The following is a 12,819-nucleotide window of genomic DNA, read 5'->3' on the forward strand; positions in this document are numbered from 1 at the left end:
TTTAAATATTATGGTCGACGAAATAACAGAATTAGTTGAACGACTTTCAAATCCAAATCTCGCGGAATTAGATGTAATTACATGGGGAGCTCCTGTGCCTACATTTGGTAACTTAGAAGGCGCTAAAATTGCTACACTGGGTTTAAATCCAAGTAACAAAGAATTTGTAGACAATTCTGGTAATGAATTAATAGGTAACGCAAGACGCTTTCATACCTTAAGCTCATTAGGATTGGAGGCTTGGGAAGACGTACAACCTTGTCATCTCAACTCAATTGTTGAGTTATGTAATGAGTATTTTTTAAGAAATCCTTATGATGGTTGGTTTAAACGATTAGACTATCTAATATCAGGTACATCTTTATCATATTATTTCCCCTCATCAGGGGCTTGTCATTTGGATTTAATACCTTACGCAACAACCACTAAATGGGGAGAATTGACTAATTGGCAAAGAAATACGCTACTGAAAGAATATGGAGACATACTTGGTGAATTATTACGGAAGTCATCCATAAGATTATTAGTTCTTAATGGTAAAAGTGTCTTGGATAACTTCAATAAAATTTCAGATGTTAATTATGAAATTACATTGATGGAAGATTGGTGTTTACCAAGAAAAGACAGTACAGGAGTTCCTGGGTTTTCTTATGAAGGCATTTGCAGAAATATTGGAGGTGTATCTTTAGATGAACCTCTTTGTGTACTTGGATTTAATCATAATATTCAAAGTAGCTACGGTATAACAACTGCAATTCAAGAATCAATTAGAAAATGGATAGCCACCAAATCGGCCAGCTTTTTATGAGACTTTCAAGGGATATAGAGTTAGAAACTTCGTTAGTAAGTAGTCTTAAAGCTTTTCAAAACACAACCCCCTTATTAGGAATTGCGAATCAGCCAGAGCTTGACTGCTTTGTAAAACAGCTTGTGGATAGTGTACGTAGGATACAATATGTAACAACTATACGTGATAAAATAAATACACCGAGTTGTGTTAATCCTAACCTTGGCGGATTTAACCCCATTAAAGCGGCTGCGTTTCATCATGCTAATGGAAATTCGGAAGAAGCTTCTTGGCTTGTATTTTTAGCCACACATTTTGGCAAAAATAAAGCATCGGGATGGCAATTACTACAAGATGTCTACGGTACTTTGGGAATGGGCATATTCGATTGGCAACAAGCATGTCAGTCTCCTCGAGGACTCGGAATATGGATTGATAATAATAAGAATCAGTTAAAAGCAAATGGTGGCAACTTTGGTAACCATCGAAAATATCAAAGCCTTAAAGTAAATAATACCGGCCAAACTATTTCGAGCTATATTGATTGGATTGGCAAAACCAAATCTCATTTAGTTAAATTTTTACAACTTGAACCAAACCAAGCTAATCCCAAAATACGATTTAGGGCATTTTATAATTCAATGTTACAAGTATATGGATTTGGAAGAACTGCTGTATTTGACTATTTAACCATGATGGGCAAATTGCAGCTTATTGATGTAGAACCCGACTCTGTATACATGATCGGCGCCACGGGGCCATTTAAAGGAGGACGGCTCCTTTTTACTGGAAGTTGTAATGCCTCAATTACACGCCGCCAAATGGATCGAATGCTGTCTTCACTTAACCAACATTTAGGTATACCATTTGGGATGCAAGTATTAGAGGATGCTTTATGTAATTGGCAGAAATCTCCTAATCAGTATATTTATTTTAGCGGTTAAAATCAGGTATTGCCTCCCAAGTATATTTCCTTTTATAAGAATTGAATCTATTATATTCGATTTTTCCGAAATGCTGCATCTGACCAATCAAAATACCTGCAGAAACACCAATTTTTGAGGCAAAACCGATAATAAGCCTTTTATTGCTCACTGGCAATTTCATCATATTTTCGCGATAAATAGAGGGTATTAATTGTTCAGCAGCAAATTCATTGGCTTCCTTTTCTTCTTCGCTTGTAAGCCTGTTTCTGCTAATTTCTTCAACAAACACAGAGTTTTGCCCATGCAATAACAAGTGGCCAGCCTCATGAAAAAAAGTAAACCAAAAGTGATCATCAGTCAGATAACGAAAGCTGAGCATTAATAAAGCTCTATTTGGACTCAAAAATTTAGTTACACCACTCGCCTGACAACCATTAGGAGTTCGAACAATCGCAATAGCAACTCCACATTTAGCACAAATCGCCTTTAGCTTAGGCAAGAAAATCTCAGGTTCTTTAATTTTTGTTAGTGAACGTATTTCTGTTAGTGATGCTGCAAACAGTGCGGCATTCCAGTCTTTACATTCTATCGATTGACTTTGTATTTCTCCCTGTCTAAGCCATGCCGCGACAGCAGCTGGCTGTTGTTTGAAACTGGAAGATGTCCGAAATGACACTTGCGCCATTTCTGCTTGATATTTATTATGCCACTCATTGATATCAGAGACTCCGAAATAAAGTAGCAATGCGTCAACACTTTTAGCTACCTCTTCCTTTATCCACCCGAAGTTTATCATATCACGTATTGGCAAAAGCTTAAGCCATGATTGTTCCGCAACCTTTTTCAACCTCACAAGCCCTTCTCTGTATTGAAATTCTCTTCTTAACCAAAAGTCGACAGATGCACCAAGTATTTCTGAGAGCTTTTGAGACGTTTCCTCTGTAATTACCGCAGTACCATTCAAAAGCTCATTTATAAAACCTATGGAACTATTCATTTGAGCTGCGAAATGATGTACAGATATCTTCTTTTCTTCCAGTAATTCAACAATTGTGTCTCCTGGTACTGAAATCCAATTAGGTTTAAATGTTTCTGTGGTTAACATAATTATTGGATTTTTACAATTTTAATACGATTAACTTTATTCCAATCTAACTGATCTTCCTTATTTAACGGCTGATGTTGATGAACAGAAAGAAAAATAAGAAAATGTGACGGCAATATTTCAATTTGGTAAGCAGGCCGACCTTCCAAAACTACTTCCTTTGGAGAACCCGTAGGAATATCCATTACACAATTTGCAGCCATAATATCAGCTAATCGTGTTTTAAGCTTTTTAGCAAAAACACTACCCAGTTGATCCTGAGCAAATTCCTCATTTTCACAAATCATGCGCAATGTTGGATCTGAAAAAGAGATGTGCAACGCTTATTATATACTTAAAAGTCAATGATAAAGTTTGGGATCTCTGAATGAAATCATCGACAAAACTATTAAAAAATACTTTATTTAGAATTGATTAAAGGGTTTAATGTATGAATTGTTGATAAAATTAACAGTTGTTGAAAGTATAAAACGCATGATATATATTAAGCCCGTTAAAAAGCCTATTTTGTATCAATGATCATCCCAGTTGCTGCTGCCATAATAATAAAGGACAATAAGATTATGATTGCCAAACGATCACAACATAAGCATTTGGGTGGCTTTTGGGAGTTTCCTGGCGGTAAAATAGAGGCTAACGAGACTGCTGAAAACTGTTTGTTACGCGAACTAAATGAAGAGCTCAAAATAAAAATAAAAGTAATTAGCTATTTGGCTGAAAATACATACGATTATGGCTCAATAAAAATTTTGCTTAAGGCATTTATATGTCATTTTATAAGTGGGCAATTTACACTAATTGACCACGATGAAGTAAGATGGGTGACTACTAAACAACTGCAAGATTACAATATGGCTCCTGCGGACATTCCATTCCTGAAATTACTTACCAACTAATAGAATGAGCAATGTAAGATTCTTGATATATCCTTCTAACTACGTTTCTTAACCTATGTAATAAATCGATCTTATTTAATCGATACCATATTTAGTTGAAATCAGGTACAAGTGTTCGCTTTAGTGGAATTCCCCAAAAAATAGGCATTAAAAACACAGGTTCGATTCCTATCCGAAATAATATAAAAATGTCAACCTTACAGAAATTCGTCAATTACTAGCCTCTTATCGTTGCTTAGGTAAAGCAGTAGGTAAAATTTTAGATGTTTTTAGTATAATAAATATTAAAAACATCTCTCTAAATTGTGGCGACGATTAGATTACTACTAACAACCGTCGTTTTAGCAATTCTACAACTTGTTGTGTAAACAGATTTTTTAATTTATGATTTTCTTGTGCGCCATTTTGCTGAAATAAATCACAAAATTTTCTGAATCCCTCATTCATATTATTTCTGCCGTCAAACACCATTATAATGTAATAGGCTAGAGAGCTTATCTCAAAATGAATGACTTCATAAACTGAATGTATCTCAAAAAGAAAATGAGATTTGCCTTTCAAGTTTTTTGATGGCAAATGCAACGGGACATCTATCTGGTTAATATTCCAATTTGACTTGTAAATTTTACAATATGGATTTAATCTAAGTATGACATTTTCATCGATACAATCATTCAAAATCTTGTTACCTAAAAAACTTAAATTTCTTCTTTCAACGTAGCGTTGATATTCAAAAATAAAATTATTATAGTCATTGCAATCACTCAAAAATTGGTGTTTACTCAATTCAAAGTCAAAAACTGCCTTTATAAGTTTATTTTTCAAATCGTGAGATTTCAGTCTATATAGGTCTTTAATCATTTTCTTGACAAAGAAAGACGGATGCTTATTGACTTGTTCGATTTCAAGGGATCTCAATGCGTAAATATGATTACCTACATGTTTTATTAAAGCAATAGTTTTTGGAAAGGCTTTTGAAAACATCTTATCTCGGATGTTCGAAAGTTCTAAATTAAATCTTTTAACAGGCGAAGGGCTTTCGGGAATTAATATGTCCATCATCTTACTTTCTTTACGAAGTGATATCAAATAAAAATAACCAACACCGGCAAGGCCATTAAATAAACCTAAATTATTCTCAGGGAGTGCGGTTGGAGCAACTAGTCCTAAGACTCCTATTCTCTTTGCCTGCGATGATGCAGCTATTGCTATATTTTCGATCAATTCTTCTTGGTAAGTATTGGGAAACATTTCTACGAATTGACGCAGCAAGTAGGCATTTCCTCCTACAGCATGGCATAAAGTATAATTACTATAATTATTTTTTATTTTACTTATTGAAGCGATTGTTGCATTTAATGCAATCGTCGCATCTTTAAGATATTTCTTGTCTCTAAAAAACTCATACATCTTCAATCTACACATTCCAATTCCTGCTGCACCATGGCACCATGCGATCATCAATCCAGGTTCATTAAGTTTACTCATCTGAGCGCGATAACCGCTTTCACTCAAACTTTCGCTGTATTCAGAAGTGTCCTCAGAACGAAAATCAGGCCAGTTATCATGTGACTTATCAAATAGTTGATCTTCATACAAGTAGGCTTTGTCGATTAGGTATTTAATATCAGGGTTTCCAAAAAACTTATAAAGTTCCGTTAATACCCATAACATGCCGGATACTCCATGTGCAAAACCACATAGACCAGCCATATAAATTTTTGATTTCTCCCAATAAATTGATCCATTGGCTGACAGACAATGATTTTCAATTAGATCATTTGTAAAAAATTCAATTTGTTTTACAATTTTGATATCTTCTGTGATCGAGTATAAATTTAAAAGTGCCAAAATAGCACCGCCCGTTCCAGAAATCACATCTTTATTTTCCATCCAGTGAAACTGATTGTCAGTATCACAGTCCTTCATTACCCTTCTAGCTTGCGCTAAGAGATAGTTATCACCTGTGATCTTGTAAACCTTAGTAAGTACATAGGATACCCCCCCTCTCCCAGAATAAAAACCGTAATTATTTGCTGAGTTATTTTCGCAAAAATGAATTAACCAGTTAGCGGCTTTTAAAATTACGTCTAAAATTTCCTGATGCTTGAAGAATAAATAAGCCTCAGACAAAAACAATATTATCCCAGCATTACCTGCATAAATACTATCGCCAACAATCTTATCATAACATTTTGTCAACCTATTATAGTTAATTGTCTCCCAATAATAGCCTTGCTCATCTTTTAACTTACTAGCAATTATTAGGTTTAATATTTCATTAAGCGTGTAATGTGTCTCGGAATCCATTATAAAATTTGATGTTTAGCTTCCTGTTCAATATTTCATTAACTTCCAATATAGTAAACTTGGCAAACTAACAACTACAGGCCTTAAATTTTGACATTTTCAGTTCCATGTCTAAAAAATTCATTAAATAAAATTCATATAAAACCTACTTTGAATATGAAAAAAATTTATCTTAGAGAAGATTTATAACCTGTAAATAAATTTTATCATGAAAAAAAAATTAGACCTAAGTGAACTCAAAGTTCAGTCCTTTATCACATCTCTCGACGAAGCTCAAACAAAATCTGTCAAAGGCATGAGTACAGGTACCGACCCAACATCTCAAACAAACTATGTGGAATGTTGCAATACCACATTTGATCCGTGGAATACTTCTGCTACGTGTTCGGTTGCATATTGTGCCACGACAGTTCCAAGAGAATGTGATGCAACAGGAATGTACTACGCAACTTGTGACGGAAGTTGTCCAACTCAAACTCCTGGCTATGGCGATTGCTAATTGATAAACGGGTCATTCCGACTTTACAGAATGACCCGTTTATCAATCAGCGATTTTAAGCATAATTAAAAACCACCTATCCCTATCAGTAACATATAATAAAGATAGCTTTCATCATGATTACTTATTCCCAGCCGGTTGTTTGTCATGTGCAATAAACTTCCAAGTATTCTCCACGTATCTGGCACTTTTGTCTTTTCCAAGCTAGTATCTATGATAGAATTAAAGTTTGTTTTGAGTGCGATATAATCATTGTAAAAATTCTTTGCGTGATTATTCCAAGATTTTATGAGCTCATCATCAAACATTCCCGATATGCACTGATCCCAAATTAACTTTAATTTTAATTTTAAAAGTTCTTTATTTGCTTGTATAGCTTCACTAAATTTACTTTTGCATACCTCTACTACAGTGTCCTTTTGTAATTGTAGATTTTCATTTTTATTTATAATACGCCACGCATGTAAAATCCAAGATTCTATTTGAAAATTCAGAAACTGTCTCAACGATTCTTTATCCAAGTTCATATTAACCAGAAAAATCAAATGCATTTCAAAACCACACATCATCTTTTGGTTATAATTATCTAATCTTTCCTTTTTGAATAGAGACAATATTATCTTTGAAGATTCGAAGAAATTTTTTTCGGCCAATCTAATTACTTTGTCTCCACCATATCGCTCTATCTCTGGAACGTATGGAACGGCCTGAACCATTTCACCTGGTCTCTCAGTTATACCAAATTCACTTTTTAAAAATTCACTGTATTTGCTTTTTAAAACCTCATTAAAATCGAATTGAGACTTACTGCCAGATAAAAACCGCAATCTGACATGTGGTCCCCCCTCAAAATATCGAATGAAAAAAAATTCCCCGTTTGTAGTCAGGTTCAGGTCATTAACTAACGGTTCTACAAACTTATGTATCAAAAAGTCAAGCGGCTTCAATGTAAAATATATATATACCGATTTCCAGTTTCTCATACTGTAAAAATACTTTTTAAATTAATTCTAGGGCACATTCAAATGTGCTTGTAGACTATATTTGTATTAGATTAAAATATTGACTTATTTGCTTAAAAAGTTAGATATACGTCTAATGACCTATTAAACTTTATCATGACATATTGCCTTACCATTTTTAAATTAAAAAGCCTGCCGTTAGCGCTAGCTTTAGGATTCATCTCATTTTCTTTGCCAGGAAAACATAGAATAATGTCAAATCGCTTTATTTCTTTTGAAGTTTATTCCTTATTAATTCAAGATCAAAGTGGCAGTCCGATACCATTTGCCACATTAACCAACACATCGCAGAATTATTCACGTCCATTTGATAATACCGGGAAAATGGAACTGGAATCGAAAGATTTAAAAGCTGATGATAACATTATAATAAGTTGTCTAGGCTATCAGACAAAAAATCTTAAAGGGCTAGACATTATGTCTGTAAAATCACTTGCTGTAACACTAAAAGATGATATCGTCTCCTTACATGAGGTAAAGATTATACCTAGTAAATACGACTTAATATTTAAAAACATTCAAGCTCTACCGTTTCCACTCTATTATCAAGCTTACGCAACCGATGGTCGGTATGCTTACACTATTGGCGGGGAATCCGGTGCTACAGTATGTACACAAGCACTAAAGTTTGACCCGCATTCTAATACGTGGAGCCTGTTAGCTAACCATTTAAAACCTACAATTCAATCAACTGCTACTTATTTACCGATTTCAAATAAAATTTATGTTTTTGGAGGAATAACCTCGCTTGTCAATTTTACATATTTTGAAAACGTTGAAACAATTGATGTCAACACAGGGAAAGTAGAGATATTAAATGTAAAAAATCCGATGCCATCAGCATATGGTGGATCGGATACTTGGGCTAATAAAATTTATCTATTTGGAGGCTGCAGTGATATTAACAACTATACATCCAGCAAAGCAACCAACGATTTTTATGAATATGATCCCGTGACCAATGTGTTTACAAGGCTCCCGAACATGCCAGAAAAATTACAGACAAGTGGTCGAATTATAAATGGCATTTTATATATATTAGGTGGATTTAACCCGCAGAATGCACATATAAGTAGAAATATCTACAGTTACAACATTAGAGAAAAATACTGGAAATTATTAGGAAAATTACCAGAAGAAGTTTCAGGAAACGGTCTTTCTGCTATAGGTAATTTGATATTTGTTTCGGGAGGTTATGAAAAAGAAACATTCTTAGGCTTCCTAAATACGCAAACTGGAGAGTTCACAAAGCTCAAGTCTAACATGACGGGTCGAAGACACTCAGCTTCTGTCATTTTATATAATCATTTAATGATAATTGGGGGGAAAGGTGACGGTAATATTACCGGACTAAACAATGTCCAGGTTGCAAACTTGGAAAGTTTGATAACTAATCAGTAAAAGTATAAAGTCTACTTGTGAATATCAGAATTACACTTTGCAGTCGTCCAGACGATCAAGAAGTCATAGATTTAAGGAAAAGAATTAAGGATACAAGCGGATACTCCACTTTTAGAAGCGAAGATTCTAAAAGGGAATTTACATACATTACCATTTCAAATATTGAAGAAGTCATAAATGACTCTGCCATTAAGATTTTAAGTAATCGATTTTATCACTTATTATTGAGACCCAATACTTCGAAAAGTATCCAAACCAATCAGTCGAAAATTTTTAACTGGCTAATTGAAATTCCAATTTATGAATCAATTATTGACAAAAGAATCAAACTTACACTTGATATGTTTACGAACTATCATAAGATAAATTTCACAGTTCTTAAATCATCAAGTAGTAAAATATTATCAATAAGTCTTCTCAATCAAATACCTGAATTTTTAAGTAATTTATACACTTTACTGCTTTCTTTAACCGGCCCAGTAGATGCGCATCAAGCAAGGCACGAGATCGTATTGCAAGAGATTATTGCAAAAAAATCACGATTTGTACTTGAATTAGGATGTGGAAAAGGCAACTTTATTACACGTTTAAATCGTGCATTGCCTGACATTCAAATCTGTGGTATTGAAATAAATCTTGATGATTTTCAACATGCGACAGCATATTTCGAACGACAAATTCATTCAGGACTAATTTCTATGGTCAATGATTCGATATGCTGTTTTGAAAAATGGCCGCCGGGAGTTGACTGCATCACTTTAAATGAAGTAATCGAACATCTTACAGAACAAGAACTAAACCAGACCATCAAGCATATTTTTAACAACGTAAAACCGGAAGTAGTTATTATCACAACTCCCAATAAGAACTATAATAAATATCTCAAGCTTACAGAAGAAGGGTTCCGACATCCCGATCATCGTTTTGAGCTCAGTCGCGAAGAATTTTCCAGGTTCGCAGCTAGAGTGATCAATGATCATGAATATGGATTTGAAATACTTCCTCATTGGTGGATTCGGGATGGTTTGGAATCATTGTCAACTATAGCCATTTTCACAAAATATTCTTGCACTTGATATCTATTGGTAATTATCTAAAGTCACTGAGGGTATAAGGTTTTTAATCTCATACCCACAGAGTCGACTATTTTTTCTAAAACTGAGGTTCTCTTTACAACAACCGACAAATGTAATTTTAAGTGTGGATTTTGTCTTAGAAGTCTTTTTATTGAGGAATCGATTTTGAATTTTACAAGCGTTTCGGTTTCGGTTATAGGCGTTACGTTTAACAGCTTCAAACTTAAGGCAGCATTGCGCTTTAATTTAACATCGTAGGCTTTAATGATGATATCTTTCTCGAGCCTGTCGTCTATCGGTTTCCTTATAGGAATAATTATAGATGAATAATAATAGCAATTATTACCTTCAGAACAATTGATTAATGTATTTGATTCAATTGTCTTTATAACCGGATAATCGATTAGAGATAACAATAATAGTGTGAAAAATAAGAATAAAGATGATAGAAAAATTCCCCACCGTATCGCCCATGGCGGGCTGGAAAGAATTATATTATCGATTTCAACTGTATGCTTTTTAGCGTACTTTTTAGAATTTAAGTTTTTCATGTACCTAGTTCCAATTGATTTTGCACAAGCGCGTAGTATTGGCCTTTTGAGGCTACTAACTGGGAATGCGTACCTTGTTCAACGATACAACCGTTCTCTAAAACAATAATATTATTAGCATTTTTTACTGTACTCAACCGATGAGCTACTATAACTACCGTTTTCCCGCGAAAAAAATCGTTTAAGTTTTCGATGATAATTTTTTCATTCGTACTGTCAAGCGCATTTGTCGCCTCATCAAAGAAAATGTAAGATGGATTTTTGTAAATAGCTCTTGCAATTAATATTCTTTGACGCTGTCCCTGACTAAGACCAGTGCCCTCGGCACCTATTTTTGTATCAATTCCAATGGGCAATGAGGATACAAAATCTTCTATGTTGGCCATTATCAATGCTCTTTTTATCTTTGCATCATCGGGATCAGGATCTGCTAATGTTATATTTTTCCTGATTGTATCTGAGAAGATGAAGCCGTCCTGCATAACAACGCCACATTCCGCTCTCCAAGTTTCAAAAGATATTGATGACAGCGAATGATCTCCAATTTTGATTACTCCAAGATTGACTTCATAAAATCTTAGTAGAAGTTTTAATATTGTCGTCTTCCCACTACCGCTCATACCTACGATAGCAGTAACCTTACCCTCTGGAATCGACAGATTCAGATTTTTAAATAAAAAATTTTCAGAACTGCCTTGATATCTAAAACTTACATCTTCAAATTTGATGCTCTTTTCGGTAGGCAATTCAGATGAAAGATCTGACCCCAGAGATTCTTCATCGTCAAGTTCAAATATCTCGTTGAGTCTTTCTAGACTTATCTTTGCATCTTGGAAAGATTGAGCAAAAGAAATAAACTGCTGAATTGGCATATTTAACTGCCCAATTATGTACTGTATTGCAACCATAGTACCCAGCGTAATTTCATTGTTAATTACTGCCTGCGCACTCAAAAATGTAATCAGCAAACCGGTTGATTCATTAATTAATATGGAACCACCTTGCTGAAATTGATTTAATGACAGAGCTTTTATACTAAACTTAAAAGTTCTTGCCTGCAAAGTTTCCCACTCCCACCTCTTTTCATTTTCATAATTATTTAACTTAATTTCTTGCATACCGTTTACGATTTGAATCATCGTACTTTGATTAGTAGATGAAATATCAAATCTTTGATAATCAATAGTCCTTCTGCGCTTCAAAAAACTAATTATCCATATTGTGTATAGAAAATTTCCTATCATAAATACGATAAAAACTTTAACGCTATACATAATAAGGACTACTGTGAATACAATTAAGTTAAATACAGAAAAAATAGTTGTTAATGTTGACCCTGTCAAAAAGCTTTCGATTCTTCTTTGATCAGTTGTCCTTTGTAGTATGTCCCCGACCTTTTTCGAGTCAAAGAAATTTATGGGTAACCTCATCAGTTTAATTAGAAAATCTGTCAGTATAGAAATATTTATCCGCGTACTTATATGCAGTAATATCCAAGACCTTATAAAATTAATACTAGACCTGCCTATTATTAACGTTGCCTGTGCCAGAATGACGAGATAAATAAATGTAAAATTTCCAGTTCCGATACCCACATCAATAATAGATTGGGTTAAAAAGGGAATAATTAATTGTATAAGGCTTCCCACAAGCAGGCCAAGAATTAGCTGCGAAAAAAGCTTTTTATAAGGCGTAAGATACTTGCTTAGTAAACGCCAGTTGATCTTATCGCTCTCTTCACCGCTATCTGCACAAAATTCTGGTAAAGGATTAAAAAACAAGGCCAATCCCTTATCTGATGAAAATTTCTTTGACTGCCAAGAAACAAGAAAATCAGATTCTTTCATTTTAACTAAGCCATTTAATGGGTCAGCCAAAAAGAAGTTATTTTTTTTTATTTTATATAAAACGATAAAATGATTTCCACGCCAATGCAATATGCAGGGAAGTTTAACCTGATACAACCCTTCAAGTGAAATTTGACAACTAAATCCATCGAGTCCTATCTTTTTAGCACCTTTCAAGATATTGTTAAATGAGACGCCCTCAGGTCCTATTTCTGTGATTTGCCTCATTGTGTTGAGGCTGTAGCTGCGTCCATAAAATTTTGCAATCATACGCAAGCAGGTTGGGCCGCAGTCTGTCTGGTCGTGCTGCTTATAGAATGGGAATTTCATATTTACGATGTTCTTAAAGTAATTAAATAGCGCTGTAAAACGAAAAAAAAGTTTTATTTTACCGGAAAT

General features: G+C 34.2%; 12 protein-coding genes. 6 read left to right on the top strand and 6 right to left on the bottom strand.

Annotated elements, in window-relative coordinates:
- Positions 1 to 10 precede the first annotated feature (10 nt).
- Entirely contained in the window at positions 11 to 808 is a 798-nt protein-coding gene (locus PQ461_RS20120) for a hypothetical protein (protein ID WP_274207358.1), read from the top strand.
- Entirely contained in the window at positions 775 to 1,731 is a 957-nt protein-coding gene (locus PQ461_RS20125; RefSeq protein WP_274207359.1) for an alpha-glutamyl/putrescinyl thymine pyrophosphorylase clade 3 protein, read from the top strand. Before PQ461_RS20120 ends, PQ461_RS20125 begins: the two co-directional genes overlap by 34 nt.
- Here the strand turns inward: PQ461_RS20125 and PQ461_RS20130 are convergent.
- Both PQ461_RS20130 and PQ461_RS20135 read right to left on the bottom strand, forming a co-directional pair.
- Positions 1,721 to 2,818, bottom strand: a complete 1,098-nt coding sequence (locus PQ461_RS20130) for an ImmA/IrrE family metallo-endopeptidase (protein ID WP_274207360.1) — start codon at positions 2,816 to 2,818, stop codon at positions 1,721 to 1,723. The two genes, PQ461_RS20125 and PQ461_RS20130, sit on opposite strands and share 11 nt — an antisense overlap.
- Before the next feature lie 2 nt (positions 2,819 to 2,820).
- Complete coding sequence (locus tag PQ461_RS20135; protein WP_274207361.1) at positions 2,821 to 3,138, bottom strand: hypothetical protein; 318 nt, start codon at positions 3,136 to 3,138, stop codon at positions 2,821 to 2,823.
- A 195-nt stretch (positions 3,139 to 3,333) separates the two neighbouring features.
- Between PQ461_RS20135 and PQ461_RS20140 the strand changes: the two genes are divergently transcribed.
- Complete coding sequence (locus tag PQ461_RS20140; RefSeq protein ID WP_274207362.1) at positions 3,334 to 3,714, top strand: (deoxy)nucleoside triphosphate pyrophosphohydrolase; 381 nt, start codon at positions 3,334 to 3,336, stop codon at positions 3,712 to 3,714.
- A gap of 315 nt (positions 3,715 to 4,029) precedes the next feature.
- Here the strand turns inward: PQ461_RS20140 and PQ461_RS20145 are convergent, their stop codons facing one another.
- On the bottom strand, positions 4,030 to 6,024 hold the full coding sequence (locus PQ461_RS20145; RefSeq protein WP_274207363.1) for a lanthionine synthetase LanC family protein: 1,995 nt from the start codon (positions 6,022 to 6,024) through the stop codon (positions 4,030 to 4,032).
- A 208-nt stretch (positions 6,025 to 6,232) separates the two neighbouring features.
- On the opposite strand from PQ461_RS20145, the gene PQ461_RS20150 reads away from it, so the two are divergent.
- Positions 6,233 to 6,523, top strand: coding sequence for a pinensin family lanthipeptide (locus PQ461_RS20150; RefSeq protein ID WP_274207364.1), 291 nt, complete (start codon positions 6,233 to 6,235; stop codon positions 6,521 to 6,523).
- Positions 6,524 to 6,588: 65 nt separating this feature from the next.
- Here the strand turns inward: PQ461_RS20150 and PQ461_RS20155 are convergent, their stop codons facing one another.
- Positions 6,589 to 7,506, bottom strand: coding sequence for a thiopeptide-type bacteriocin biosynthesis protein (locus PQ461_RS20155; protein WP_274207365.1), 918 nt, complete (start codon positions 7,504 to 7,506; stop codon positions 6,589 to 6,591).
- Between the two features lie 135 nt (positions 7,507 to 7,641).
- Between PQ461_RS20155 and PQ461_RS20160 the strand changes: the two genes are divergently transcribed.
- Positions 7,642 to 8,946, top strand: coding sequence for a Kelch repeat-containing protein (locus PQ461_RS20160; RefSeq protein WP_274207366.1), 1,305 nt, complete (start codon positions 7,642 to 7,644; stop codon positions 8,944 to 8,946).
- 17 nt (positions 8,947 to 8,963) lie between these two features.
- Entirely contained in the window at positions 8,964 to 10,022 is a 1,059-nt protein-coding gene (locus PQ461_RS20165) for a methyltransferase domain-containing protein (RefSeq protein WP_274207367.1), read from the top strand.
- A 23-nt stretch (positions 10,023 to 10,045) separates the two neighbouring features.
- Here the strand turns inward: PQ461_RS20165 and PQ461_RS20170 are convergent, their stop codons facing one another.
- Together PQ461_RS20170 and PQ461_RS20175 are read right to left on the bottom strand one after the other, a co-directional pair.
- Positions 10,046 to 10,573, bottom strand: a complete 528-nt coding sequence (locus PQ461_RS20170; RefSeq protein ID WP_274207368.1) for a hypothetical protein — start codon at positions 10,571 to 10,573, stop codon at positions 10,046 to 10,048.
- Positions 10,570 to 12,750, bottom strand: coding sequence for a peptidase domain-containing ABC transporter (locus PQ461_RS20175; protein WP_274207369.1), 2,181 nt, complete (start codon positions 12,748 to 12,750; stop codon positions 10,570 to 10,572). Before PQ461_RS20175 ends, PQ461_RS20170 begins: the two co-directional genes overlap by 4 nt.
- Between the last annotated feature and the right edge of the window lie 69 nt (positions 12,751 to 12,819).

The organism is Mucilaginibacter sp. KACC 22063 (assembly GCF_028736115.1).
GTDB lineage: Bacteria > Bacteroidota > Bacteroidia > Sphingobacteriales > Sphingobacteriaceae > Mucilaginibacter.

What these genes read in the sequence shown, in the direction of transcription:
- PQ461_RS20155 (WP_274207365.1), bottom strand. Translation starts at nt 7,506, where the DNA reads ATGAGAAACTGGAAATCGGTATATATATATTTTACATTGAAGCCGCTT.
- PQ461_RS20160 (WP_274207366.1), top strand. Translation starts at nt 7,642, where the DNA reads ATGACATATTGCCTTACCATTTTTAAATTAAAAAGCCTGCCGTTAGCG.
- PQ461_RS20170 (WP_274207368.1), bottom strand. Translation starts at nt 10,573, where the DNA reads ATGAAAAACTTAAATTCTAAAAAGTACGCTAAAAAGCATACAGTTGAA.
- PQ461_RS20150 (WP_274207364.1), top strand. Translation starts at nt 6,233, where the DNA reads ATGAAAAAAAAATTAGACCTAAGTGAACTCAAAGTTCAGTCCTTTATC.
- PQ461_RS20175 (WP_274207369.1), bottom strand. Translation starts at nt 12,750, where the DNA reads ATGAAATTCCCATTCTATAAGCAGCACGACCAGACAGACTGCGGCCCA.
- PQ461_RS20145 (WP_274207363.1), bottom strand. Translation starts at nt 6,024, where the DNA reads ATGGATTCCGAGACACATTACACGCTTAATGAAATATTAAACCTAATA.
- PQ461_RS20130 (WP_274207360.1), bottom strand. Translation starts at nt 2,818, where the DNA reads ATGTTAACCACAGAAACATTTAAACCTAATTGGATTTCAGTACCAGGA.
- PQ461_RS20125 (WP_274207359.1), top strand. Translation starts at nt 775, where the DNA reads ATGGATAGCCACCAAATCGGCCAGCTTTTTATGAGACTTTCAAGGGAT.
- PQ461_RS20140 (WP_274207362.1), top strand. Translation starts at nt 3,334, where the DNA reads ATGATCATCCCAGTTGCTGCTGCCATAATAATAAAGGACAATAAGATT.
- PQ461_RS20120 (WP_274207358.1), top strand. Translation starts at nt 11, where the DNA reads ATGGTCGACGAAATAACAGAATTAGTTGAACGACTTTCAAATCCAAAT.